The following is a 25,222-nucleotide window of genomic DNA, read 5'->3' on the forward strand; positions in this document are numbered from 1 at the left end:
ATATGGTAAAATTTGAGTTAGTTAAAAGGAGTGAATGATATGAAATTAGGTATTGTGGGGCTTCCAAATGTAGGAAAGTCTACACTTTTTAATGCGATAACAAAAGCAGGTGCAGAAATGGCAAATTATCCATTCTGTACAATAGATCCTAACATCGGACTTGTAAATGTTCCTGATGAAAGAGTGTATAAATTAGCAGAACTTTTTAATTCAAAAAAAATTATTCCAGCTACTATTGAATTTTACGACATTGCAGGCCTTGTAAAAGGCGCAAGCAAGGGTGAAGGTTTGGGAAATAAATTTTTGGAAAATATTAGAGAATCCGATGCTATTGTTGAAGTTCTAAGATGTTTTGAAGACGAAAACATAGTTCACGTTGATGGTTCTGTGGATCCTATTAGAGATATCGAAACTATCAACTATGAGCTTATTTTATCTGACTTGGAAATGGTTGAAAGAAGATTAGAAAAATCCAGAAAAGCTTTGAAAGGTAATAAGGATTTGAAGGAAGAAGTGGATCTTCTTGAAAAAATTTACGAAGTTTTATCTGAAGGAAAATCAATCAGAATTTTGGATTTGGACGAAGATGAAATGAAACTTATGAGAAGTTTCAATCTTTTGAGCGTAAAGCCAATAATTTATGTCTGCAATGTAAGTGAAGATGAAGTAGCGGATGCTTACGAAAACAACGAAATGGTTCAAAAAGTAAAAGAGTTCGCAAAATCAGAAGATGCAAAAGTAGTTGTAATCTCTGCACAAATTGAATCGGAAATTTCTGCATTGGATAGCGAAGAAGACAAGAAAGAATTCTTGGAAGCAATTGGTCTTGAAAAATCAGGAATCGACGATTTGATTACACAAAGCTATGATTTATTGGGACTTATGAGTTTCTTGACAACAGGAGAAGACGAAACTCGTGCATGGACAATCAAGAAAAACACTCCTGCAGTACAAGCAGCTGGTAAAATCCACACAGATATTCAAAGAGGATTCATCAGAGCAGAAATTGTAAACTACGATGATTTAATCGAATTAAAATCTATGGCTGCAGTCAGAGAAAAAGGCCTTATGAGATTGGAAGGCAAAGAATATTTGATGCAAGACGGAGATGTAGTTCATTTTAGATTTAACGTATAGAAAAGATTTAATGTAGTAAAAAATCAATTATTGGTTTTGATTTTTTGTTTAACATATTTTACAAACTAGGTATTAATTTACCTAGTTTTTTTGTTAGCGTGAAAATAAACATCGTTAAATTTTGTGATATAATTATTATAACTACGAGGAGGTAATTATGATTAAAGAAAGATTAGAAAAGCTAAGAAAAAAAATGAGCGAAAGAAATATCGATGCATATGTTGTATTGTCAAGCGATCCTCATACATCGGAATATTTAGCAGATTACTATAAAACTAGAAAATATATTACTGGATTTAGTGGCAGTGCAGGTACTGCTGTAATTTTGAAGAAAAAAGCAGCTTTGTTTACTGACGGAAGATATTTTATCCAAGCTGCAAAGGAGCTTGAAGGTTCTACTGTAGATTTGATGAAGATGGGTGAACCTGGAGTTCCAACTTTGATTGAATATTTGAAAGAAAATGTTGGTGAATGCGGAAAAATCGGAGTTGATGGTCTTACTTTGGATTACAATGATTATTATAGATGGTTAGAAAATCTTGGCGACAGGATGATAATCACTGATGTTGATTTTATTGGTGATATCTGGGAAGATCGTCCTGAAAAACCAAACTCAAAAGCTTATGCATTTGATGTAAAATACTGTGGAAAAGATACGAAGACCAAATTAAAAGAGTTGAGATATTTCATGGATTGCAATGAATGTGATTATAACTTTATCGGTTCTTTGGATGATATTTGCTACCTTTACAATATTAGAGGTAACGATGTTTTGTATAGTCCGGTTATCATAAGTTATGCATTAGTTGGAAAAGATTTTGCTAATTTGTACATTGAAGATGAAAAAATCGATGACGATTTGATTGAATTGTTGAAAGAACAAGGTGTTACTGTAAAATCTTACGAAAAAGTGTTCGAAGATTTGAGCGAACTTCCTGGTAAGAGCGTTTTGTTCTTGGATCCTTCTAAGACAAATGTTAGAATTTACAATTCAATTAATTCTAATATCAGAATTTCAAAAGGAATTCAACCTACAACTTTGATGAAGGCTCACAAGAATGAAACAGAAATTAAAAATCAAAAGAATGCCTATATCAAAGACGGTGTTGCATTGGTTAAGTTTTTCAATTGGGTAGAAACAGGTACTCCAACTGGAAATGTTACTGAAATGAGTGCAGCGGATAAGTTGAGATATTTCAGAGAACAAGGAGATTTGTTCATGGATTTGAGTTTCGGTACAATATCAGCTTACGGAGAAAACGCAGCACTTCCTCATTACTCACCATCAGTAGACCATCCAGTGACATTACAACCGAAGGGATTGTACTTGGTTGACAGTGGTGCGCAATATTTGGATGGAACAACTGATATTACTCGTACGGTTGCTCTTGGTGAGTTGACAGATGATGAAAAACTTCACTATACTTTAACATTAAAATCACACATCAATTTGATGACTACAATTTTCCCTAAAGGAACAAAATCATCAAGCTTGGATCCAATTGCTAGAAGACCAATTTGGCAAGAATTGTTGGACTTCAGACATGGAACAGGCCACGGTGTTGGATTCTACCTTGGAGTTCACGAAGGTCCACAAAGAATTGCATCTGTAAACAATGATATCGATATGGATGAAGGAATGGTTACAAGCGACGAACCAGGAATTTACATCGAAGGTTCACACGGAATCAGAATCGAAAATATTATGCATTGTATCAAAGTTGGAGAATCTGAATTCGGTGAGTTCTTGGGATTTGAATCATTATCTATCTGTCCAATTGACACAAGACCAGTTATCAAAGAAAAATTACTTCCTTTCGAATTAGAATGGTTGAACAATTACAACAAAGAATGCTACGACAAATTATCACCTTATTTGGAAGGATCTGACTTAGAATATCTTGAACAACAAACAAAAGCAATATAGAAATGTTTGATATTAAAAAAGAACTGCAAAAAGTACCTCACAAACCAGGCGTGTACATTATGCACGATAAAAACGATGAGATAATCTACGTTGGTAAGGCGATTGATTTGAGAAGACGTGTGGGTCAATATTTCGATTCATCAAAAAAACTCGCAAAGGTCGCTGCAATGGTAAGCCACGTCGAGTATTTCGAGTATATTATCGTAAATAATGAATGTGAAGCTTTAGTTCTGGAATCAAACTTAATCAAGAAAAATAGCCCAAAATACAACATCGTTTTAAGAGACGATAAGCAATATCCATACATTAAAATCACGAACGAAAAGTTTCCGAGAGTTTTGAAAACTAGACGTGTACTGAAGGATAAGGCAAAGTATTTTGGGCCTTTTCCTAATGCTTATGCAGTTAATGATATTATAGATTTGATTCACGAAACCTATAAAATCAGGACGTGTAATTTGAATTTTGATAAGGGCCAAAAGCTTAAGAGACCTTGTTTGAATTATTATATCAATCGTTGTGATGGAATGTGCGTTTACGATGTGAACGAAGAAGATTACAACAAAGAATTATTAGAAGTGGAAAATTTCTTGAATGGTCGTGAAGATGAATTGACTAAGAAATTGACCGACAAAATGATGGCTGCATCTAAGAATTTGAACTTTGAATTGGCAGCGAAACTCAGAGATTCTATCACAAATATTCAAGTGATTTTGGAAAAACAAAACATCACCAACACCAAGGGGTTGGATTTGGATATGATATCCATGGCGAGAGAAGCGGAGACTGTATGCGTTCAAGTATTTTTCATGAGAAATGGTAAAATCATCGAAAGACAACATTTCATTATCGACAATAAATACGAAGAATCAAACGAACACATTGTAGGAGAATTTTTCAAACAATTCTACATTGATTTGACTTACGTTCCGAAACAAATCCTAACTGATATTGAAATCGAAGACCGTGACCTTATCGAAGAAATGCTGACGGAGAAAAAAGGTTCCAAGGTCGAAATCAAAATTCCTAAACGTGGTAACAAGACTGACCTCTTGGAAATGGTCAGAGTAAACGCAAAAGAAGGACTGGACAAATACATTTCCAGACATTTGAAAAGAGAACGTAATCGTGAAAATGCAATTCTTGATTTACAAGACATCACAGGGGTTAAACCAATTGATAGAATTGAATGCTACGATATTTCCAACACAAGTGGTGTAGATTCTGTGGGAAGTATGATTGTGTTCAAAAACGGGGCTAAATCTTCTAAAGATTATCGTAAATTCAAAATAAAAACTGTAGAAGGTGCAGATGATTACGCATCACACAGGGAAGTATTGACGAGAAGATTCAGAAGACTTTTGGATTCTGATAAAAAAGACAACAGCTTTGATGAAATGCCATCTATTATTTTGATGGATGGTGGAAAAGGTCAAGTTAACATAGCAAAGGAAGTGCTGAACGAATTTAACTTGGATATTCCGATTCTAGGACTCGTAAAAGATGATAAGCACAGAACGCGTGGAATAATTTACGAAAACGAAGAAATCAGACTGAAAGTAAATACTCCTTTGTACAGATTGTTGTTCGCAATTCAAGAAGAAACACACAGGTTTGCAATCAATTATCACAGAAAACTTCACGAAAAAAACTTCAAAAAATCAGAGCTGGACAATATAGCTTTAATAGGAGAAAAAAGAAAAAAAGCTTTGATGAAACATTTTAAAACGCTTGATAGAATAAAAAAAGCGAGTGTAGAAGAGCTTTGCGAAGTTGATGGAATGAATGAAAAAGCAGCAGAAAATATAGTGAATTATTTTAAGCAATAATTTGCTATATTTTTTATTGTAAAGAAATATTGATTGATGGTAAGATATAAGGTAGTGAACAATGGAGGTTTTATGAACAGAAATAATTCTACTTTAGTAAAAATGATAATGTTATCAATATTTGTTGCAATAGGTGTTGTAATATCTCCGATTTTAAGAGTTGTAGGGTTTTGCCCGACACAACATTTTGTAAATATAGTGTGTGCGGTATTTTTGGGACCGTGGTATGCATTGTTGTGCGCAACGTTGATTGGAATAATCAGAATGTCACTGATGGCAATACCACCGTTAGCGCTAACAGGAGCAGTGTTCGGGGCGTTTTTATCGGGTGTGCTATATAAGAGAACGAACAAATTGATTATGGCTTGTATAGGCGAAGTTATTGGAACGGGAATAATAGGATCAATCGTAAGTGTCCCTGTCATGAAGTTTTTCTTCGGAAAAAGCAATTTGACGTTGTTTTTCTACACACCATCATTTGTGCTGGCGACTTTAATGGGAGCGACTGTAGCATTCTTATTTTTAAAGGCTATGCAAAAAAATAAAATGCTAGATAAATTAAAGGAAAGTATCAATGGATAATTTAATACAAAAAATGTCAGAGATTTACTCTGATTTGCACAACAGTAATAATCTGATCCATTGCCTTACAAATGCAATATCTATCAATGATATGGCAAACGCTGTGCTAAGTATAGGCCAAAGCCCATTCATGGCAGATAATCCTAGGGAAGTGGAAGATGTTACGAGAAAATCTGATTCTCTGTTGGTAAATTTAGGAAACATAACGGATTATAGGATAGAATCAATCAAAAAATCTGTGCGAATTGCAAATGAAAACAACATTCCGATTACTTTGGATTTGGTTGGAGTGAGTGCATCAAAATTAAGGTTGGATTTGACTTTAGACATTTTGAAAAATCATACAATAACTTGTATTAAAGGAAATTACAGCGAGATAAAATCACTGTTTATTAAAGATTTAAGTACAAAAGGTGTGGATTCCCAAAAACTGGAAGTAGACGATGTTATTAATTGTTGTAAAAATTTACACGAAAAATACGATTCGATAATTGTAGCAACAGGGCAGACCGATATTGTGTGTGCAAATGAGATTTATCTACTAAACAATGGAGATGATAGACTTTCGAAAATCACTGCTACAGGTTGTGTTGTGGGAAGTTTAATTGCTTGTACACTTAGCGTATCTCAATCGATAAAAGCATGTGTTCTAGCAATTAGCATGATGAATATTAGCTGTGAAATGGTGGATAAAAGTGTTGGACTTAGTTCGTTTAAATTAGGTTTGTACGATAATTTATCCAGAATAAAATGGGAACAAATAAAGGAGAATATAGATGCGAAAAAAGTTGAATCTTAGCTTGTACTTGGTTACTGATAGGACAAATGTAGCTTGTGAAGAAAAATTTCTCACAAAAATTGAAGAATCACTTAAAGGTGGAGTAACACTGGTACAACTAAGAGAGAAAAATATCTCCACAAGAGAATACATAGACTTGGCGAAAAAAGTGAAGATAATTTGTGATAAATTCGATGTGCCGCTTTTAATTGACGACAGAATTGACGTTTGCTTGGCAAGCGAGTGTGCAGGAGTTCATCTTGGAGATGAGGACATGGAAATAAAAGATGCGCGTAAGATTTTGGGGGATAATTACATTATTGGTGCAACTGCAAAAAGTGTTGAGAGAGCTGTCCAATGTGAAAAAGAAGGCGCAGATTATCTTGGAGTTGGAGCAATTTATCCGACAAAAACCCACGTTAAAACGAAAATAACATCGGTTGATACCCTAAGAGATATCAACAATAGCATAAACATAAAAACGGTCGCTATTGGCGGTTTAAATGAGGATAACATGGATGTATTAAAGAACAGTGGTGCAAGTGGAATAGCTGTCGTAAGAGCATTGATGAATGACGATAATCCACAAGAAAAAGCACACAGATTATTAGAGAAATCAAAACAAATTTTAGAATTGAGGTAATTATGAAAAAGAAATTTAAATTAGTATTGTTAGTTTTTGTGTTGATGTTAGTCATGGTATCTTGCAAAAAAGCAGATCCAATAACACTTCCAAATGCCAATGATTCACAAGTAATCACAGTTACAAAAATCGAAGAAAACAAGGAAGGACCAACGGCTTCTATCACTTCGAAAAAAGATATCGTGGACACGATCAAATTGATACAAGAAAAAGCAAAACCAACTAGAAAACAATCAAACAACGACACACCAGCGAATACAAAAGATTTTAGAAAAATGGAAATTTTCTACGGAAAAGACGAAAAAATGACGTTATATTTGTACCAAAACAAAAAATTCTACATCGAAAAACCATACGAAGGAGTGTGGGAAATCGACAATGATACGTTTAACAAATTAATCGGTGCGATGTAGTTTTATATTACTAGTTATTACAAAAATTTAGAGTGCATTTCGATGCGCTCTTTTTTTCTTTGAAAAAATATTGCATTTGTGTCTAATCTGTATTATAATAACTAATACAAGGAGGACAGAATGATTAACATAAATACGACGAGTGATGTTCCAATTTACACTCAAATTCGAAACGAGATTATTAGAGAAATTGCCAATGGCAACTTACAAAATGGCGACGAACTTCCTTCTGTTAGACAATTTGCAAATGATTTGGGAATAAATCCTATGACAATTAGCAAGGCTTACAATATTTTGAAGGACGAAAAAATAATTGTAATAGATAGAAGAGTTGGGGCGAAGATTTGCGTGGACGAAGATTATTCACGAAATTCATTTGAAGATGAATTGAAACTACTGTTGATGGAAGCGAAAATTCGCGGCAAATCACAAAAGGATATTAAAAATATAGTGGAGGAAATTATAAAATGATTTGGCAATTTATTTTATTTTTTAGTTTGGTGTTTATTTTGTTCATCATAAGAAGAGTGAACATATATACATTGAAAATAAACGATACTTTTATGTTGTATACAAATTTTCCAAAAGGTTATGAAGATGATGAATTCATCGTCGATTTGCTGGGTAAAACTAAGAAAAAATTGAATATTTTATTTGCGGTGAGCATTGTTTTATCTTTTCTTGTGTTGCTTGATTATGATTGGATAATGCTTGTGTATTACAATTTAATAGTTGTTTATCTTGTGAGTGCAAATATTATCGAATACAACGCAATGAAAGTAATACGACAATACAAAAAGGACAATAATATATCGACTGAGAGTAGTATTTTGACGTATGATTTGAAGACTTCAAGAGATATTGAAAAAAAGAAAATCAAACTAAAAGCCTGGATAATTCCGCTGGTAGTTCAAATCGTATTGTTGGTAGCTTTTTTCAAAAACAAAGAGATGTTTTTCGGCTACATTTTGTTGCTAGTCACAATGAGTGTGAGTACAATATTAACGGGATGGTTTTTGGGAAGGAAAAACACCAAAGTTTATTCGACTAATTCTGATGAAAACTTAAAGTTGAATGAAGAAAGCATCATAAAAGTGCAACAAACAATGTATGCGATATATATTATGTTTATCGTTTTAGGATTTGTTGTAGCTTATTACTCATCAAAAGATATTTACAGAATTTTCCCGATTCTTTCATACATTGTTTTGTACACGTTAGCGATAATATTGGCTCTTTTTAAATATCAAACCATAGCAAAAAACTTAACTGCGATTAATAGCGACTTGTACAATGGGGACTTCTTTGATCCGTGGGGATATTATAATCCGAAAGATGACAGGCTCATGGTTGAAGATGTAAGCGTAAGAAAAGGTAATATGACATTTAATAGGGCAAAATTATCAGGTAAAATACTATATGCATTGACTGCAGTTTTATTGATTTCAGTTGAATTTTTGATGATAAGTATGAGTTTGCCGAAAACATACACTGTAGATAACACACCAAGCACTCTTACGATTTCTGAATCTGTTTATACTACTGTAATCGACAAAAAATCAATCGAAAAAGTTGAGCTAATCGAAGATATCAACAAAACAGATGGCGTTAGATTAAATGGAACATCACTAAAACACAATTCTTATGGAAAGTTTTCAATAAAAGGAATTGGAAATTGTGATGTGTACATTCATAACGACAATCCAAGGGCTATTTGGATTAAGACTAAGGATAATAAAAACCTTGTGTTTAATTTTCCAACTGTAAAAGAAACTGAAAACTTTTATAAAAACTTACGCTAAGATTTGTATTTGTGGTAAAAAAGTTTACTAAAAAATAAGCAGAATAGGCAATAAAAAAAAGCAATGATTCTCCGTGAATCATTGCTTTTGAATTTAACCTAATAATCTTCTTGCTGTAACAAATGTTCTTTGATAATAGCTTGAGTTGATATCTGATAAGATAACTCCTGTTGATGGGGTGGAAGCGTGGATTAATTTGTTGTTACCAACATAAATTCCAACGTGACTTATTCCGCCGCCACCTGTTGCGAAGAACATCAAATCACCTTTTTTCAAGTTTGATTTGGAAACTTTGTATCCGTAAGAAGCTTGCGCTCTTGAGCTTGTGCTGATTCCAATACCATAAGCTTGCTTGTAAAGGAAAGATGTAAGTCCTGAACAGTCGAATGATCTTGGACCGTGAGTTCCCCAAACATAAGGCTTGCCTAATTGTTTGTATGCAAGTTCTACGATTTTGTCTAATTTATTAGTTTCTTCTTGAACTTGTTGTTCTTGTTTTTTAGGTAAATTTACAAGTGCGTCTACTTTTGGTTTTGCTTGAAGTGATTTACCAGCCAACAAATCTTTAATTCCATTAACTACGAAATTGTCGATTGTGTTTTTTCCACCAAATACCATTGTGTACATGATGTTTGATTTGTTTTGTTTGAAGAAAGATTCCACAGAATTTGATTTTTGTTCTTGAGTTTTGTAATCTTCATTTCTTGGAACATCCATCTTCTTAACTAGAACTATTGGTGCGTTGTATTTTTGAGCTACAGGAGATGCAGCAAGTACATCTACAAATTTCTCTCCACTAGCAACAATTGTTCTTTCAGAATTTACACCTACATGTTTTGCGACTTTTACAGATGTTTGATATCTGTCGTCTCCTGCAATTCTAGTAACTTTTGCAAGCTTGGAAAGTTCGTTTTCGACAATTTTTGAAACGGAATTTTCTCCACCTACTATAGTAATGTCTCCTAAAAGACCTTTTTTTCTGAAAGAGTTTAAGTATTCTTTGATTGATTTTGGAACTTCATTTTTCTTAACTAATAGAACTGGTGCGTTCTTTTTCTTAGCCAAAGAAGTAGAAGAAATAGAATCTGCAAAGTTTTCGCCAGATGCGATAACCACGTTTTGTTTCTTGTTAGAAACTGGGTGAGATGTAGTAGCTGATTTTGCATTTACATCGTATCTGTCTTTGCCTTTTACTCTGATGACTTCAATTCCCAAACCATTTAATTCTTTAACTACTTTCGAACTAATAGTTTTTTCGCCACCAGTTATGTAGACTTTTTTGATGCCGTTCAAGGCTTCTTTTGTTAAGTTGTCTAGTTTGTTTGAATCAGTGTAAAGAATAGGTGATTTACCATTTGAAATATTCGTTGCACTGATTGAATCAGAAAATTCATTTGAATTTACAATTACTGCAGTATCTGCATTTTTGAATTCTTTTTCTTTGATTTTCTTAGCTGTTTCAAATCTGTTTTGTGCGTCAATTCTTTCTGTCTTGGCGCTTTTTTGTGATTTGACTTCAGCTTCTTTTTTCTCTTCTTTATTATTTTGATTTTTATTAGATATTACTTTATTATTTTCATCTAGCTTTACTTGTATTTTAGTTGTTTCAGTTTTACTTGAATTATCTAATATAGCTTTAACGTTTGTTTCTGACTTGTTATTTTCATTATCTGCAAATGAAACATTTGCTCCCAAAGATAATGATACAGCCAAAGTCATAACAAGAAGTGGCTTCTTAAAATTATTCATGTATCCTCCTAATATACTTCAATGAACAAATTTTAATTGCTCATTAAATTTGTAACCGATTTGTAACTTATTTAAATTACTCTAATAGTTTACAAGAATTTTTCATAACTTTCAAACAAATTTGACATTTATTAGCTTAATTTGCTCAATATTTGAGAAACTATGTAAAATTTGCCAAAAACTATTTACAAATCTGAAAATTTGTGAATCAATTGAAAAATAAACATCGCATAAAATAGGGAATAATTTGTAACCAATTTGTAACTTTTATAAAATTTACCAAAAACTATCGCAAAAAACTCAAATTATTAAAAAAATGTAACAAATTATAGTTTTAAAGATATTTCGTAGATTATTGTTGGGATTATTAGATTTATTATCAAAAAAGAGCAAATAAAAAGCACTGATCAATATCAGTGCTTAAGAATTTCTATTATAAGATGTAGATTTTGACGTTTCTAACTCCCCAGTTTCGAGATTGAGCGTTTGTATCCATAACTACATCAATTTTATTTCCTTTAATAGCTCCACCAGTGTCTTCTGCAGTAGCAAATCCATAGCCTTCTACATAAACTCTTGTTCTCAAAGGAATAACTCTTGGATCTACCGCGATAACACCGCGTCTAATTTTAGTTCCGATTGCTGTTACATTCCATCCACCATTTTCTCTAGGATCAGAAGTGTAGGCAGTTGATCTTACTATGAACACTCTTTTTGCTTTTGCAAGTTGAGCTTGTAAAGAATCTACTGGTTTTTCAACTTTTTTAGTAGCTTTAGTATTTTGAGTATTGCTTTTTCTAAGTTCAGCTTTTTCTTGTTTGTACAATGCATCTGCTTTAGGTGCAGTTTTTAGACTTCTTCCTTGTAACAAATCAGATATTGATGATGATACAAAATCAGAAATTGAGTGATTTCCTTCGCAAACAATAACTTGGTCTAGGGATTTGTTGTTTTTGAAGAATGATTCCATAGATGAATGTTTATCAACTGAAGCATAGTCGCTCGTTCTTGTAACATCATTTGGTTTTGTTAATATTAATGATGCATTTAATTTCGCCGCAACAGGTGACATTAATAATGCATCGTTGTAACCATTACCTTCAACTACGATTGCACGTTTTGCATTAGGGTTAACTTGTTTTGCAACTTTTACATTCGTAGAATATCTGTCAGATCCAGCAATTCTATCAACATTATTGCTTAATGATCTTAAAAATGCTTCTACTTTTCTTGAAACTGAGTTTTCTCCACCTACAATTGTAATACTTCCGATTGCATTTTTTTTCTTCAATGAATACAAATAATTTTTGATAGGGGATGTAACTTCATTCTTAGTTACGAAAAGTATAGGTGCTTTCTTGTTTTGTGCTAATGTTGCAGAATTGATTGCATCGCTATGTTTTTCACCCGATGTTATAAGTATATTTGTTTTTTGTTTTGTATTTGGATTATGTGTTTTTTCAGCAACTTTTGCATTAACTTCATATCTATCGTGTCCAGAAATTCTTTCAACTATTATTCCCAAATTCTTTAGTTGATTAACTACCGAACTATTTATAGACTTTTCTCCACCTAAGATGTAAACTTTTCTAGGCTTGTTAGATTTTAAGTTTTTTAATGTCGTACTATCTAATGAGTTTGATTTTGTAAATAGTATTGGAGTGTTACCTCTTGACAATGAAACAGCAGATAATGAATCTACAAATGTAGAGCTATTTGTTAAAATAACTGTATTTGATTCTGAAAAATATTCATCTCTTATATTAGTAGCTGTTTCAAACTTGCTTGATGAAGTTATTTTCTTAACATCAGCTTTTTTCGCTGCTTTTACTTCAGCAGGTTTTTTCAAAAGTTCTTTTGAATCTTCAAAGCCTTCAGTTAAATCTTCTTTTGTAGTTTCTTTTTTATTTCCTTTTTCATTATTTTTTTCAGTATTTTGTGCATCATTGGATTTGATGGAATCCTCTGCATTCACATTTTCTTGATCTTTAATTATAGTTTGCAAATTTGTAGTGTGATTTAAAGCGTCATGTTTTACTTCTTCCACAAGCTTTGTATTGTCAACATCAGCAAATGAAGAAGTTGCATTTAAAGCAGAAAAGGTAAACATTAATCCCATCACTAACAATGGTTTTTTAAGATTGTTCATTTTTCCTCCTGAGTTTACGATTAAAATATTTAATCTGCAAATTTAATATAATATATTGTAACACATTTGTAACCTGTTGTAACTTTTTTGTAACAAATTAGGCTAGAAAAACGTTAAATATTACAAAAATGTAATATTCGAATCACGTTTTAATAAAATTATCTCTTCAATAATTTGCGTATAAATAGATTAGAATATAAAATATAATAAGGAGGGAACTTATGAAAACTGTAAAATTAAGTGCGGTCGTAAAAAAATTGGATTTGCACGTTGTAAGAACAAGCTCTGATTATGAAACAATTGAAATTAATAACTCTGAGATTAACAGACCAGGTTTGCAATTATCTGGTTTTTTGGAAGAATTTCCTTACAGAAGAATTCAACTTTTCGGTAAGGCAGAACTTGCTTATTATAAAGCGATGGATATGGAACTAAGAATTGAAAGAGTAAGAGCAATGATGGAATATGATATTCCTTGTATTGTGTTTTCTCATTATGCTCAAATTCCTGAAGAAGTTAGAAAACTAGCTGATGAATACGACAAAACATTATTGATTTCAGATAGAACTACAACAAGATTAATATCAGCTTTGGATGAAGTACTGGAATATTTCTTAAGTGAAGAAGACACTATTCATGCTTCTTTATTGGATGTATTTGGTATGGGAGTTTTATTGATGGGAGACAGTTCTGTAGGCAAAAGCGAAACAGCTTTAGATTTGGTTACAAGAGGCCACAGACTTATAGCTGATGATGTTGTTGAAATCAGAAAAATCGAAAAAGGTTTGTTGGCACAAGCTCCTCTTAACATTAGACACTATTTGGAAGTAAGAGGTCTTGGAATTTTAGATATTCAAAGATTATACGGCACAGGTTCTGTAAGATTGACTACATTTATAGATTTGGTTATCAGACTTGAAAAATGGCAAGACGACAAAGAATACGACAGGATTGGACTAGACGATCACACTACTGAACTTTTGGGGGTTGAACTTCCGTATCTTGAAGTTCCAGTTAAACCAGGAAGAAATATCGCTATGATTGTAGAGGTTGCAGTTAGAAATCAAAGACAAAAACTTTTGGGCTATAACGCTGCACAAGAGTTAAATAATAAGTTAATTGCCAATATGAAAAAAGATACTGAAGAACATAGAAAACAGTTAAAAAATAACAAAAAATAATTTTGTATTAAATTTTTTTTCATGAAGTTTGTTATTCTTGCATTGAAAAAATTATTGAGTTATAATAACTGTTGGAGCGGTTTTATCCGTTTTAATTTATACAATTTATTTATTTATATATAGGGGGTTAAATAAATGGCAAAACACATGAAAACCATGGATGGAAATACAGCCGCAGCTCACGTAGCGTATGCATTTTCAGATGTGGCAACTATTTATCCAATTACTCCATCATCACCAATGCCGGAAGCAATTGATGTTTGGGCAGCAGATGGACGTAAGAATTTATTCGGTGAAACAGTACAAGTAACTGAATTACAATCAGAAGGTGGAGCAGCTGGTTCAGTACACGGGGCTTTAGTTGCAGGGGCTTTGGCATCTACATTTACAGCATCACAAGGTTTATTGTTGATGGTACCAAATATGTACAAGATTGCCGGAGAAAACTTACCTGGTGTATTCCACGTATCAGCAAGAGCTTTAGCATCACATGCACTTAGCATTTTCGGTGACCACCAAGACGTTATGGCAGCAAGACAAACAGGTTTTGCATTGTTGTGTTCAGGTTCTGTTCAAGAAGTTATGGACTTAGCAGCAGTAGCACATCTTTCTGCTATTAAAGGAAAAGTACCATTCTTACACTTCTTCGACGGTTTCAGAACTAGTCACGAAATCCAAAAAATCGAAGTTATGGACTATGAAGATTTGGCAAAAATCGTTGATTGGAAAGCTATTGATGAATTCAGAAGAAATGCATTAAATCCAGAAAACCCTAAGACAATGGGTACAGCTGAAAATCCTGACGTTTATTTCCAAGGTATGGAAGCATCTAATACATACTATGAAGATATCGTTGGTATTACTGAAGACTATATCAATGAAATTAACAAGATTACAGGCAGAAACTACGGATTATTCAACTACTATGGTGCAGAAGATGCTGAAAATATTATAGTAGCTATGGGTTCAGTAACTGAAACTATTGAAGAAACTGTTGATTATTTAGTTTCTAAGGGAGAAAAAGTCGGAGTATTAAAAGTTCACTTATACAGACCATTCTCTAAAGAACATTTCTTAAATGCTATTCCAAAAACAGTTAAGAAAATTGCAGTTTTAGATAGAACTAAAGAAAAAGGTTCATTAGGAGAACCTCTATATCTTGACGTTAGAGATTGTTTCTACGATCATGAAAACAAACCAGTTATCGTTGGTGGTATCTACGGTTTAGGTTCAAAAGACACAACTCCAACTCATATCAACACAGTTTACGAAAACTTGAAACAAGATAAACCAAGAACACAATTTACTATCGGTATAGTAGATGATGTTACTCATAGATCATTAGAAGTAAAAGATGTTATCAACACTTCACCTGAAGGAACTATCAGATGTAAATTCTGGGGCTTCGGTTCTGATGGTACAGTAGGTGCTAATAAATCAGCTATCAAGATTATTGGTGATGGTACTGACATGTACGCTCAAGGTTACTTCGATTATGACTCTAAAAAATCTGGTGGGGTTACAATGTCTCACTTAAGATTTGGTAACAATCCAATCCACTCAACTTACCTATTAGATGAATCAGACTTCATTTCTTGTTCAAAACAAGCTTATGTATATCAATATGATTTATTAAGAGGTTTAAGAAAAGGTGGTACATTCTTACTAAACTGTATCTGGGATGAAAAAGAATTAGACACTCACCTTCCAGGTAAATTAAAGAAATATATCGCTGAAAACGACATTAAATTCTACACAATCAACGCTTCTAAGATTGCAGCAGAAGTAGGATTGGGCGGAAGAACTAACATGATTATGCAAGCTGCATTCTTCAAATTATCTAAAGTATTACCTATAGATGAAGCTATTAAGAAATTAAAAGAATCTATAGTTCATAACTACGGAAGAAAAGGTGAAGATATTGTAAACATGAACTACGCTGCAGTAGATCAAGGTATCGATCAACTTGTAGAAATCAAAGTTCCAGCTGAATGGAAAAATGCTGAAGAAGACGTTGAAAAAGACGCTAACCTTCCAGAATTCGTAAAAGAAGTTGCAAGTGTAATGAACGCACAACAAGGTAATGATTTACCAGTATCTGCATTCAAAGACAGAGCAAATGGTGAATTCCCAATGGGAACTTCAGCTTACGAAAAGAGATGTATCGCTCTTAACGTTCCAGAATGGCAAATGGATAAATGTATTCAATGTAACCAATGTGCATATGTATGTCCACACGCAGTTATCAGACCATTCTTATTAAACGAAGAAGATAGAAAGAATGCTCCTGAAACATTCGAAAGCAAAAAAGCAGTTGGTAAAGGATTTGAAGATTTAACATTCAGAATCCAAGTTTCACCAGCAGACTGTACAGGTTGCGGTAACTGTGCTGATGTATGTCCAGCAAAAGAAAAAGCATTAATAATGAAACCTTTCGAAGAACAACATATTGCACAAAAAGACAACTGGACTTATGCAGTAGAAAAAGTTGGATACAAAGAAGACTTAATGCCAGCAGAAAAAACAGTTAAAGGTTCACAATTCCAACAACCATTATTTGAATTCTCTGGAGCTTGTGCTGGTTGTGGAGAAACTCCATACGCTAAATTAATCACTCAATTATATGGAGATAGAATGCTTATAGCTAACGCTACAGGTTGTTCATCAATCTGGGGTGCAAGTGCTCCTTCAACTCCTTACTGCACAAACGCTGAAGGTAAAGGACCAGCTTGGGCTAACTCATTATTCGAAGACAACGCTGAATACGGATATGGTATGCACTTAGCTATCAAGAAGATTAGATTACAATTAAAAGAAAAAATGCAAGCATTCTTAGACTTGAACATTGAAAGTCCATTGAATGCACCATTCAAGAAATTTATTGAAAACATGGACGATGTAGCTACATCAAAAGCATGTGCAGCAGAAATCTTACAACACTTAGATGACAATACAAACAACGAAGAAGCTGAAGAATTATTGAAATATATAAGAACAGACAGAGACTTCTTAATTAAGAAATCTGTATGGATCTTCGGTGGAGACGGTTGGGCTTACGATATCGGATACGGCGGATTGGATCACGTATTAGCATCAGGTGAAAACATCAACGTTATGGTATTCGATACAGAAGTTTACTCAAACACTGGTGGACAAGCTTCTAAATCAACTCCAACAGCTGCAGTAGCACAATTTGCTGCAAGTGGTAAGAAAGTTAGAAAGAAAGATTTAGGTTTGATGGCATCAACTTACGGATACGTATACGTAGCACAAATCGCTATGGGTGCAAACCAAAATCAAACATTAAAAGCTATAAGAGAAGCTGAAGAATATAATGGACCATCATTAATCATCGCTTACTCACCATGTATCAACCACGGTATTAAAGCTGGTATGGGTAAGAGCCAACGTCAAGAAAAATTAGCTGTAGAAGCTGGTTACTGGCACTTATACAGATTCGATCCAACTCTTGCAGAAGAAGGAAAGAATCCATTCCAATTAGACTCTAAAGAACCAACTGGATCATTCCAAGACTTCATCAGAGGAGAAGTAAGATACTTGTCATTACAAAAATCATTCCCTGAACAAGCCGAAGAATTATTCCAAGAAGCTGAAAGAGATGCTAAGGAAAGATACAACACTTACAAGAGAATGGCAGAAATGGATTATTCTAACTCAGTAGAAAATACAGAATCTGCAGAAAAAGAAGAAAACCTTGAAAAAGAAGGTAAAAAAGTTGAATCTGTAGAAAAAGCTAAGGAAGAAGAAGGCGCAAAGAAAAAAGACGTCGTAAATCCAAATTCTACAAATAGATAATAGAACAAAAACACTGTGAGAAAATCTCGCAGTGTTTTTTATTGCAAAAATTTAATAATTCAAATAATCATTTATAGAAATTTCCTATAAATAATTTAAAAATTAAAAACGTTGAATTTTCAATGAAAAAAGGACTAAAAAAATTAATAATTTTTCTAAATTTTTAAAAATCGAACGAAAATCGTAGGATTTATAGAAAGTTTAAATAAATGGGCAAAATTTAACAATTTGTGTAGTTTTCTTACAGAATAAGTGATAATATAAATATGAACTATATAAACTTTAGGAGGGTTTTATGAATTTTTACGAAGAATCAAGAAAATTTGCATTGGAACATGTAGAACCATATGCAAAGAGATCAGATGAAGAAGGTAGATTTCCTGTAGAATCATTTGAAGAAATGGGAAAAGCTGGCTATTTCAAATTACTTATTCCAGAAGAAATGGGTGGTTTAGGAAAAACTGCTGTTGAACATCAACAAGCTGTTTTAGCATTTGCTGAAAGCAACCCAACTGCTGGCCTTTGTTACATGATGCACAACGTAGCATTGATGACAGTACTTACTAATGGCAACGAAGAATTAAAGAAAAAAGTTGTAAAAGACATAGTTGAAAACAACAAATTCATGGCTTTAGCATATTCTGAATTTGGAACTGGTACTCACTTCTACATTCCAGAAATCAAAGTTACTAAAGATGGTGGAAAATTTGTTTTCAATGGAACAAAATCAATGGTTACAAGTGCAACTCATGCAAGCTATTACTTAATTTTGACTCCATCAACAGAAAAAGAAGGAGACATCAACAACTGGTTAATTCCATTAGAATCTGAAGGATTAGAATTCAAGATGAGTCATTGGAAAGGTATTGGTATGAAAGGTAATGTTTCATGTCCAATGACTATGACAGATGTTAAATTAGACGAAGTTAACAGAATCGGTGAAGAAGGTTCAGGTGTTGATCAAGTGTTCAACGTTGTAGCTCCATACTTCATCTTAGGTTTAGCAAGTGTATACACTGGATTAAACTTAAGATTATCAAAAATTACAAATGACTATGCATTAAAGAGAAAATATCCATCAGGACAATGTTTAGCTAATATTGAAACAGTACAAGTTCACTTAGCTAAGATTTATGCTAACGGAATGAGTGCAAAAGCTCTTACAGAATTAGCAGCAAGATCATTAGTTGATGGTGAAGCTGATGCAGTATGCAAGATTATCGCAGCAAGAGTTTGTGCTATCGAAAATGCTATTGAATCTTCAACACTTGCAATGAGAGTTGGCGGCGGAAAGACTTACAACTGTGCATCTGAAATCCAAAGATTAATGAGAGATGCTTACGCTGGACAAATTATGGCTCCATCACTAGACGTTCTTAACGTTTGGTTAGGAAAAGCTATCACAGGTCAACCACTATTATAATATTGTAAATTTATCGGAATTTATGAACAGTAAAGTTTTTGCTTACAAACAAATATTCTAACTGTTTGTAAGTTCCGATTTTTATTTGGATTTTCTAGAAAAATTTTATAAAATATATTAGTAGATATTTTTAGGAGGAATTAAATGAAAAAATTAAAAGTAGGTGCGGTTATTTACGCTCCAAGAGTAACAGTTATATGGGATTTAATTACAAAATTCTACGAAGAAAATGGCGCTGAAATCGAAGCAGTATTCTTCAAAGACTACAAATTACAAGTTGATGCTTTAATGAATGGCGAAATCGATGCAGCTTGGAACTCTCCATTAGCACAATTAGATGCTCACTTGAGATCTGAAGGAAAAGAAAAAATCGGATGTATGAGAGATACAGATAGAGATAGAAAAACTTACCTTGTAGTTAAAAAAGGTAAATTCGAAAATATTTCTGATTTAAAAGGAAAGACAATAGGATTTGGAGCTATTGATTCTCCACAAGCAAGACTTATTCCTATTAACTTCTTACACAACAATGGTTTGGAATTTGGTAAAGATTACACTGACAAGAGATTTGATATTGGTGTTGGCTTACATGGAGACCACGTTGGTGGAGAAAAAGATAGCATGATGGCTATGGTTAATGGTGAAGTTGATGCAACATTCTGCTTAGACTTAAACTATGATGCATGGATTAGCGATGGTACAATTGACAAAAACGAAGTTGAAGTATTAGCTAAGACTGATTATTTTGATCACTGTGTATTCACATTTACGCCAGAAACTTCTGACGAAGATATCAAAGCATTTGATGATATTATGTTCAAGATGGATTACAATAACGAAAGAGATAAAGAAATCATGGATCTTGAAGGTTTGAAACAATGGGTTCCTGGAAGAAGAGATGGTTTCAAACAAATTACAGAAGCTAATGAATATTTAGGAAATTTCATAAAGGAATACAATAGTGAACAATAAATTATTCAAGACCTCTTTGATAGGATCTATGCCAAGAGGAAATGAAATATTGAAAGCTCGTAGGATGTTAAAGGCTAATATGATTAGCCTTTCTGACTACGAACAAATGGTATATGATAAAACTAAAGAAGTTGTAAAATTACAAGAAGATTTGGACATTGATGTAATTACAAGTGGAGAAATTGAAAGAGACAACTATGTTTCTTTTATCTCTGAAAAGCTTGGCGGCGTAACTCAAATGAGCATGGCAGAAATGCTAGATTATGTCGATGATAAAAGAGAATTCGAAAATATTTTGACAACGTTGGATGTACCTGCTACATCTATTAAAAATGCTATTTGTACTGGCAAATTGGAATACAAAGGAGACATTGTATCAGAAGAATTAAAGCTTTTGAAATCTTTGACTGATAAGCCTGTTAAGATTACAATGCCAGGCCCTTACTTGGTTACAAGAAGTATGTGGCTTGCAAATGTAAGCTCAAAATACTACGATAGTAAGGAAGCTTTGGGTGAAGATGTAATAGACATTTACAAGAAAGAAATCAAAAATCTTCAAGAAATCGGAGTAGATGTAATCCAATTCGACGAACCAGTTCTTACAGAAATTGTGTTCACTGAAGGTAAACCAAGAACATTCATGTGTGCATCATTGTCTACTAGAAAAGATCCAACTGAAGAGTTAAAGTTTGCCACACATTTGATAAAAAGCGTGATGGATAGTGTCGATAGGGACAAATCAATATGTTCACTTCATGTGTGTCGTGGAAACTGGAGTAAAAACGAAAGTATTTTATTGACAGGACCTTATACTCCACTTTTGGATTTGTTTGCAGATATCAATGCTGATTTATTAGCGTTAGAATTTTCAACTCCAAGAGCTGGAGAATTGAAAGCATTACTAGCTGATGAAAGAATCAACAACAAAGTGATTTTGGGACTTGGAGTGTTAAATCCAAGATTAGATGACAAGGAAGATACAGATGGAATTTACAAAAGAGCCAAGGAAGCTCTTACATTTATCGACAAGGATAAATTGTGGCTAAATCCAGACTGTGGATTTGCTACATTCTCCAATAGACCAGTAAATGAATACGACCACATAAGAGAAAAATTACAATCGATGATTGATGCTAGAAATAAATTGAGGAAAGAATATGAATGATGATATAAATTCATTCCAAAAAAATTTCAGAGCTATTGTATCCGATGATTTGGTTAAAGTTTACAACGAAAAATCATGTATTCCAGTGGACTCATCTATTTCATTTGACTCAGAAAAAGAAGAATTCACATCAATTGATTTCTTTGTAAGCTCCATTGTTTCAGAATTGATTTTGACAATGATGAGGGTTGCGAAGAAAAGAAATACTATATTACAAGATATCGAAGCTAAGGTAAATTTAGATATCGATAATCCAATGTATTTGTTGAATGTTATTGGTTTTGAAGATAAGAGTATTATCAATAAAATTGACATCGACATTTATTTCTTCTCATTTTATGAAGGAGAAGAACTACAAGAGTTTTTGGATGAAGTTTTGAATAGAACTTTAATTTATAATTCCATAAAAAATTTAGTAAATGTCAATTTTAAAACTGTTTTATAACTTGCAAATTATTTTAATTGTGATATAATATTAGAAAATATTTAAAAATATTAAATTCAATAGATAAGATAGTAGTATAAATGAAACTTCAAGAGAGGGAATGGTTGGTGTGAATTTCTAAGGGAAGTTTATATGAATGGGGTTATCTGAATTTTGAATGAAAGCTAGTAGTTCAAAAAGTGATTCTCACTTTACAGGGATAGGATATGGAAGTATCTGAAAGAGATGTGTGCATTTTTGCACATAAATTAGGATGGTAACGCGAGTTTTGACACTTGTTCCTTTTGAGGAACAGGTGTTTTTTTATTATAAAGGCAGGTGAGTGTAATGAAATGAACTTCTAAAATGAAAGTAAATAATAAAAATTTTAAGAAAAAGAAAGGAAGATATTATGGATTCAAAAAAATTAACAGTAAGTTCGATATTTTTAAGTGTAGGATTATTGCTTCATTACGTTACGCCTGCGTTGTTTATGGGAGTTAAACCAGATTTTTTACTAGTAATGATGTTTCTTGGAATATTATTCATGGATGATGTTAAGGAAGCCTTTGCGTTGAGTTTGTTTGCTGGAGGGCTTGCAGCATTTACAACAAGTTTTCCTATGGGACAACTTCCAAATATAATCGACAAATTAATTTCTGGAATTATCGCATTTTATTTGTTTAAATTAATGGGAAAAAACAGCAGAAAATCTAATTTGATATTTGCTATTGGAACTTTGATAAGTGGATTTGTTTTCTTATCACTTGCAATTCCTATGGGAATGGGTACAGAAAACTTTTTAAATCTACTACCTTCAATGTTTGTTGCAGTATGTTTGCCAACTTCAATTTTAAATACAATTGTAGGAATTTTCTTCAAAAAATTAATTTATCGCACAAATTACGTCAAAATCCACGCTGAATAATGATATTTATCTAAAATTAGTATATACTAATAATATAGATAAAAATGAGGTGATTTTATGAAATACGCAGAAGAAGGCGTTCAATATCATTTGAATATTAAAAGTGGAGATGTGGGTAAGTATGTTATACTACCTGGAGATCCAAAAAGATGCGAAAAGATTGCAAAATATTTTGATGATGCAAAACTAATTGCAGATCATAGAGAATATGTAACTTACACTGGAACTTTAAATGGAGAAAAAGTATCCGTAACAAGCACTGGAATCGGAGGTCCTTCTGCAGCAATTGCGATGGAAGAACTTGTCAAAGCAGGTGCAGATACTTTTATAAGAGTTGGAACTTGTGGTGGAATTCAAGAAGATGTCAAAAGTTCTGATGTAGTTATAGCAAATTCTGCGATAAGAGCTGAAGGGACTACGAAGGAATATGCTCCGATAGAATTTCCAGCAGTCGCAAATTTAGATGTGACAAATTCTTTGGTAAAAGCTTCGAAAAATTTGGGACATAATTATCACGTTGGAGTTGTTCAATGTAAAGACAGCTTCTACGGTCAACATGAACCAGAAAAAATGCCTGTGTCTTACGATTTGTTAAACAAATGGGAAGCTTGGAAAAGGCTTGGAACATTGGCAAGTGAGATGGAATCTGCAGCACTTTTTGTAGTTGCAAGTTATCTTCATGTTAGATGTGGATCTTGTTTTTTGGTTGTAGCAAATCAAGAACGTGAGAAGAAACACTTGGATAATCCTGTGTGCCACGACACTGATGTAGCCATTAAAGTTGCAATAGAAGCAATCAAAAATTTAATAGAAGAAGATAAACGAAAATAAATGTCGAAATTATGATTTTAAAATTTTGACAAATAATATTCAAGGTGATATAATAAAAATAGTTAATAACGTTTTCATTTTATCCATTTTAAATGGGTATCTCCTTATGTTAAAAAAACAAAACTAGGCCATGTGACCTAGTTTTGTTTTTTTAATTCATCTTGAAGTTTTTCTAATTGTTCATATACTTCATTATCTATTGTAACAATGTTTTCGCTAGATTGTTTTCTTCTTTTAAGCTTAGATCTCCTGAGGTTTTCTTTCAATGTAAGATAATTTTTCCAAAGTTCATTGGCACTAATTCTGATTCCTCCACGGGATAAAATAATTCTTTGAATCATTCCATCGTTGCTTGCGACATACATTTTGTCGTGCTTTTTCATATCGTTGACTTTTCTTTCAATGTATCTGTCAGCAGATTCGTGTTCTTTTGTGTAAATAACTGTCAAATTATCGCGTTTTTCTTCAATACTCATTCCACCCTTTACAAGATAAGCATCAAACACTACATAAACTTGTTCGCCGCTTAAATTTTGATATTCTTTCATTATATCAATCAATTCTTCACGAGCACTATCCAAGTCCACATCATTTGATAATTTGTACAAATTCGGCCAAGCGTTAATTATATTATAACCATCGACATAAAGGTAGATCTGTTTATTTTTCATACCTTTGGCGTATGATTTCGTAAATTAGAATGCTCGCAGCATTCGATGCGTTGAGTGATTCTGTTTTTCCATACATAGGGATTTTAATTAACTGATCGCAGTTTTCTCTGACTAATCTTGAAATTCCTTTGCCTTCGTTTCCGATTACAAGACCGATAGGTCCTTTCAAGTTAGCTTGTGTATGAGTTTGTGAAGCTTCTCCACAGGCTCCGTAAATCCATATGTTATGTTCTTTTAAATAATTAATTGTCGTGGTTATATTTGTAACTCTAGCGATTTTGATATTGAAAACAGCTCCTGCGCTTGTTTTGATTGCAGTAGCATTGACTTCACAAGCACGGTGTTTTGGAATTATAACACCATGGCATCCAGCAACTTCTGCAGTTCTGATGATAGATCCCAAATTGTGAGGATCTGTTATTTCGTCCAAAATTATCAAAAACGGATCTTCATTTCTTTTTTTAGCGTAAATTATCATTTCATCTACATTTGAATATCCGAAGCTTGGCATTTTTGCCATGACACCTTGATGAGCAGTATTTTCTGCGAATTTTTCGATGTATTTTTTATCGACGTATTCGACTTTTATTCCCATATCATAAGCTTTTTTTTCTATTTTTTTAATAAATCCTTTTAATTCGCCTTTTTGTATGTATAGATTGGTTACTCCCATATCCATTTCCAAAGCTTCCATAACAGGATTTCTACCGACTAAATATTGCATTTATTCTCCTTATTCTTAACATTTTAATGTTATAATCTTATTAGATTATACAATATAAAGCAATTAGTTACAATTAAT

21 protein-coding genes are annotated in these 25,222 nt (G+C 32.9%); 17 read left to right on the forward strand and 4 right to left on the reverse strand.

Features of this window, described 5'->3' with window-relative positions; genetic code table 11:
- Positions 1 to 39 precede the first annotated feature (39 nt).
- From ychF to FMG_RS02030, 9 genes are all read left to right on the forward strand, one after another.
- Entirely contained in the window at positions 40 to 1,137 is a 1,098-nt protein-coding gene (gene ychF, locus FMG_RS01990; protein ID WP_002840521.1) for a redox-regulated ATPase YchF, read from the forward strand.
- A gap of 157 nt (positions 1,138 to 1,294) precedes the next feature.
- Positions 1,295 to 3,064 (forward strand): aminopeptidase P family protein, encoded by a 1,770-nt coding sequence (locus tag FMG_RS01995; protein WP_002838805.1) that lies wholly within the window; start codon positions 1,295 to 1,297, stop codon positions 3,062 to 3,064.
- 2 nt (positions 3,065 to 3,066) lie between these two features.
- Positions 3,067 to 4,893 carry an excinuclease ABC subunit UvrC gene (gene uvrC / locus FMG_RS02000; protein WP_012290365.1) on the forward strand — a complete coding sequence of 609 codons (1,827 nt, stop codon included), beginning with the start codon at positions 3,067 to 3,069 and terminating at the stop codon, positions 4,891 to 4,893.
- A 72-nt stretch (positions 4,894 to 4,965) separates the two neighbouring features.
- The gene (gene thiW, locus FMG_RS02005; protein WP_041250583.1) at positions 4,966 to 5,475 is read left to right on the forward strand and encodes an energy coupling factor transporter S component ThiW; all 510 of its coding nucleotides are present in this window, start codon (positions 4,966 to 4,968) and stop codon (positions 5,473 to 5,475) included.
- Positions 5,468 to 6,274, forward strand: coding sequence for a hydroxyethylthiazole kinase (gene thiM, locus FMG_RS02010; RefSeq protein ID WP_012290367.1), 807 nt, complete (start codon positions 5,468 to 5,470; stop codon positions 6,272 to 6,274). Before thiW ends, thiM begins: the two co-directional genes overlap by 8 nt.
- Positions 6,252 to 6,896 carry a thiamine phosphate synthase gene (gene thiE / locus FMG_RS02015; RefSeq protein ID WP_012290368.1) on the forward strand — a complete coding sequence of 215 codons (645 nt, stop codon included), beginning with the start codon at positions 6,252 to 6,254 and terminating at the stop codon, positions 6,894 to 6,896. Before thiM ends, thiE begins: the two co-directional genes overlap by 23 nt.
- Positions 6,897 to 6,898: 2 nt before the next feature.
- Positions 6,899 to 7,309 (forward strand): DUF5301 domain-containing protein, encoded by a 411-nt coding sequence (locus FMG_RS02020; RefSeq protein WP_002838829.1) that lies wholly within the window; start codon positions 6,899 to 6,901, stop codon positions 7,307 to 7,309.
- A 120-nt stretch (positions 7,310 to 7,429) separates the two neighbouring features.
- Positions 7,430 to 7,780 carry a GntR family transcriptional regulator gene (locus FMG_RS02025; RefSeq protein ID WP_012290369.1) on the forward strand — a complete coding sequence of 117 codons (351 nt, stop codon included), beginning with the start codon at positions 7,430 to 7,432 and terminating at the stop codon, positions 7,778 to 7,780.
- On the forward strand, positions 7,777 to 9,111 hold the full coding sequence (locus tag FMG_RS02030; protein ID WP_012290370.1) for a PH domain-containing protein: 1,335 nt from the start codon (positions 7,777 to 7,779) through the stop codon (positions 9,109 to 9,111). The genes FMG_RS02025 and FMG_RS02030 overlap by 4 nt, the downstream gene beginning before the upstream one ends.
- A 93-nt stretch (positions 9,112 to 9,204) precedes the next feature.
- Here the strand turns inward: FMG_RS02030 and FMG_RS02035 are convergent, their stop codons facing one another.
- Together FMG_RS02035 and FMG_RS02040 are read right to left on the reverse strand one after the other, a co-directional pair.
- Positions 9,205 to 10,860, reverse strand: a complete 1,656-nt coding sequence (locus tag FMG_RS02035) for a cell wall-binding repeat-containing protein (protein ID WP_012290371.1) — start codon at positions 10,858 to 10,860, stop codon at positions 9,205 to 9,207.
- Between the two features lie 433 nt (positions 10,861 to 11,293).
- Positions 11,294 to 13,009, reverse strand: a complete 1,716-nt coding sequence (locus FMG_RS02040; protein WP_012290372.1) for a cell wall-binding repeat-containing protein — start codon at positions 13,007 to 13,009, stop codon at positions 11,294 to 11,296.
- Between the two features lie 221 nt (positions 13,010 to 13,230).
- Here FMG_RS02040 and hprK point away from each other — a divergent pair, with 221 nt between their 5' ends.
- From hprK to udp, 8 genes are all read left to right on the forward strand, one after another.
- On the forward strand, positions 13,231 to 14,190 hold the full coding sequence (gene hprK, locus FMG_RS02045; protein WP_002838834.1) for an HPr(Ser) kinase/phosphatase: 960 nt from the start codon (positions 13,231 to 13,233) through the stop codon (positions 14,188 to 14,190).
- 135 nt (positions 14,191 to 14,325) lie between these two features.
- Positions 14,326 to 18,006 carry a pyruvate:ferredoxin (flavodoxin) oxidoreductase gene (nifJ, locus tag FMG_RS02050; protein ID WP_002840540.1) on the forward strand — a complete coding sequence of 1,227 codons (3,681 nt, stop codon included), beginning with the start codon at positions 14,326 to 14,328 and terminating at the stop codon, positions 18,004 to 18,006.
- 295 nt (positions 18,007 to 18,301) lie between these two features.
- On the forward strand, positions 18,302 to 19,429 hold the full coding sequence (locus FMG_RS02055) for an acyl-CoA dehydrogenase family protein (protein ID WP_002838798.1): 1,128 nt from the start codon (positions 18,302 to 18,304) through the stop codon (positions 19,427 to 19,429).
- A gap of 144 nt (positions 19,430 to 19,573) precedes the next feature.
- Positions 19,574 to 20,401: a phosphate/phosphite/phosphonate ABC transporter substrate-binding protein gene (locus FMG_RS02060; protein WP_002841387.1), complete on the forward strand. Its 828-nt coding sequence runs from the start codon at positions 19,574 to 19,576 to the stop codon at positions 20,399 to 20,401.
- Positions 20,391 to 21,566 carry a cobalamin-independent methionine synthase II family protein gene (locus FMG_RS02065; protein WP_012290373.1) on the forward strand — a complete coding sequence of 392 codons (1,176 nt, stop codon included), beginning with the start codon at positions 20,391 to 20,393 and terminating at the stop codon, positions 21,564 to 21,566. Before FMG_RS02060 ends, FMG_RS02065 begins: the two co-directional genes overlap by 11 nt.
- Positions 21,559 to 22,011, forward strand: a complete 453-nt coding sequence (locus tag FMG_RS02070; RefSeq protein ID WP_002841342.1) for an OsmC family protein — start codon at positions 21,559 to 21,561, stop codon at positions 22,009 to 22,011. The genes FMG_RS02065 and FMG_RS02070 overlap by 8 nt, the downstream gene beginning before the upstream one ends.
- A 391-nt stretch (positions 22,012 to 22,402) precedes the next feature.
- A complete protein-coding gene (locus tag FMG_RS02075; protein WP_012290374.1) occupies positions 22,403 to 22,918 on the forward strand; it encodes a tryptophan transporter in 516 nt (171 codons plus the stop codon).
- 57 nt (positions 22,919 to 22,975) lie between these two features.
- Positions 22,976 to 23,749 carry a uridine phosphorylase gene (udp, locus tag FMG_RS02080; RefSeq protein ID WP_002840613.1) on the forward strand — a complete coding sequence of 258 codons (774 nt, stop codon included), beginning with the start codon at positions 22,976 to 22,978 and terminating at the stop codon, positions 23,747 to 23,749.
- 137 nt (positions 23,750 to 23,886) lie between these two features.
- Here the strand turns inward: udp and FMG_RS02085 are convergent, their stop codons facing one another.
- Both FMG_RS02085 and rlmB read right to left on the reverse strand, forming a co-directional pair.
- The gene (locus FMG_RS02085; RefSeq protein WP_012290375.1) at positions 23,887 to 24,420 is read right to left on the reverse strand and encodes an NYN domain-containing protein; all 534 of its coding nucleotides are present in this window, start codon (positions 24,418 to 24,420) and stop codon (positions 23,887 to 23,889) included.
- On the reverse strand, positions 24,410 to 25,144 hold the full coding sequence (rlmB, locus tag FMG_RS02090) for a 23S rRNA (guanosine(2251)-2'-O)-methyltransferase RlmB (protein ID WP_002838832.1): 735 nt from the start codon (positions 25,142 to 25,144) through the stop codon (positions 24,410 to 24,412). The genes FMG_RS02085 and rlmB overlap by 11 nt, the downstream gene beginning before the upstream one ends.
- Positions 25,145 to 25,222 lie beyond the last annotated feature (78 nt).

This window comes from Finegoldia magna ATCC 29328, assembly GCF_000010185.1.
In the GTDB taxonomy this organism is placed as follows: Bacteria; Bacillota; Clostridia; order Tissierellales; family Peptoniphilaceae; genus Finegoldia; species Finegoldia magna_H.

Excerpts from the sequence above, each read along its gene's own strand:
- ychF (WP_002840521.1), top strand. The coding sequence starts at position 40 with ATGAAATTAGGTATTGTGGGGCTTCCAAATGTAGGAAAGTCTACACTT.
- FMG_RS01995 (WP_002838805.1), top strand. The coding sequence starts at position 1,295 with ATGATTAAAGAAAGATTAGAAAAGCTAAGAAAAAAAATGAGCGAAAGA.
- uvrC (WP_012290365.1), top strand. The coding sequence starts at position 3,067 with ATGTTTGATATTAAAAAAGAACTGCAAAAAGTACCTCACAAACCAGGC.
- thiW (WP_041250583.1), top strand. The coding sequence starts at position 4,966 with ATGAACAGAAATAATTCTACTTTAGTAAAAATGATAATGTTATCAATA.
- thiM (WP_012290367.1), top strand. The coding sequence starts at position 5,468 with ATGGATAATTTAATACAAAAAATGTCAGAGATTTACTCTGATTTGCAC.
- thiE (WP_012290368.1), top strand. The coding sequence starts at position 6,252 with ATGCGAAAAAAGTTGAATCTTAGCTTGTACTTGGTTACTGATAGGACA.
- FMG_RS02020 (WP_002838829.1), top strand. The coding sequence starts at position 6,899 with ATGAAAAAGAAATTTAAATTAGTATTGTTAGTTTTTGTGTTGATGTTA.
- FMG_RS02025 (WP_012290369.1), top strand. The coding sequence starts at position 7,430 with ATGATTAACATAAATACGACGAGTGATGTTCCAATTTACACTCAAATT.
- FMG_RS02030 (WP_012290370.1), top strand. The coding sequence starts at position 7,777 with ATGATTTGGCAATTTATTTTATTTTTTAGTTTGGTGTTTATTTTGTTC.
- FMG_RS02035 (WP_012290371.1), bottom strand. The coding sequence starts at position 10,860 with ATGAATAATTTTAAGAAGCCACTTCTTGTTATGACTTTGGCTGTATCA.
- FMG_RS02040 (WP_012290372.1), bottom strand. The coding sequence starts at position 13,009 with ATGAACAATCTTAAAAAACCATTGTTAGTGATGGGATTAATGTTTACC.
- hprK (WP_002838834.1), top strand. The coding sequence starts at position 13,231 with ATGAAAACTGTAAAATTAAGTGCGGTCGTAAAAAAATTGGATTTGCAC.
- nifJ (WP_002840540.1), top strand. The coding sequence starts at position 14,326 with ATGGCAAAACACATGAAAACCATGGATGGAAATACAGCCGCAGCTCAC.
- FMG_RS02055 (WP_002838798.1), top strand. The coding sequence starts at position 18,302 with ATGAATTTTTACGAAGAATCAAGAAAATTTGCATTGGAACATGTAGAA.
- FMG_RS02060 (WP_002841387.1), top strand. The coding sequence starts at position 19,574 with ATGAAAAAATTAAAAGTAGGTGCGGTTATTTACGCTCCAAGAGTAACA.
- FMG_RS02070 (WP_002841342.1), top strand. The coding sequence starts at position 21,559 with ATGAATGATGATATAAATTCATTCCAAAAAAATTTCAGAGCTATTGTA.
- FMG_RS02075 (WP_012290374.1), top strand. The coding sequence starts at position 22,403 with ATGGATTCAAAAAAATTAACAGTAAGTTCGATATTTTTAAGTGTAGGA.
- udp (WP_002840613.1), top strand. The coding sequence starts at position 22,976 with ATGAAATACGCAGAAGAAGGCGTTCAATATCATTTGAATATTAAAAGT.
- FMG_RS02085 (WP_012290375.1), bottom strand. The coding sequence starts at position 24,420 with ATGAAAAATAAACAGATCTACCTTTATGTCGATGGTTATAATATAATT.
- rlmB (WP_002838832.1), bottom strand. The coding sequence starts at position 25,144 with ATGCAATATTTAGTCGGTAGAAATCCTGTTATGGAAGCTTTGGAAATG.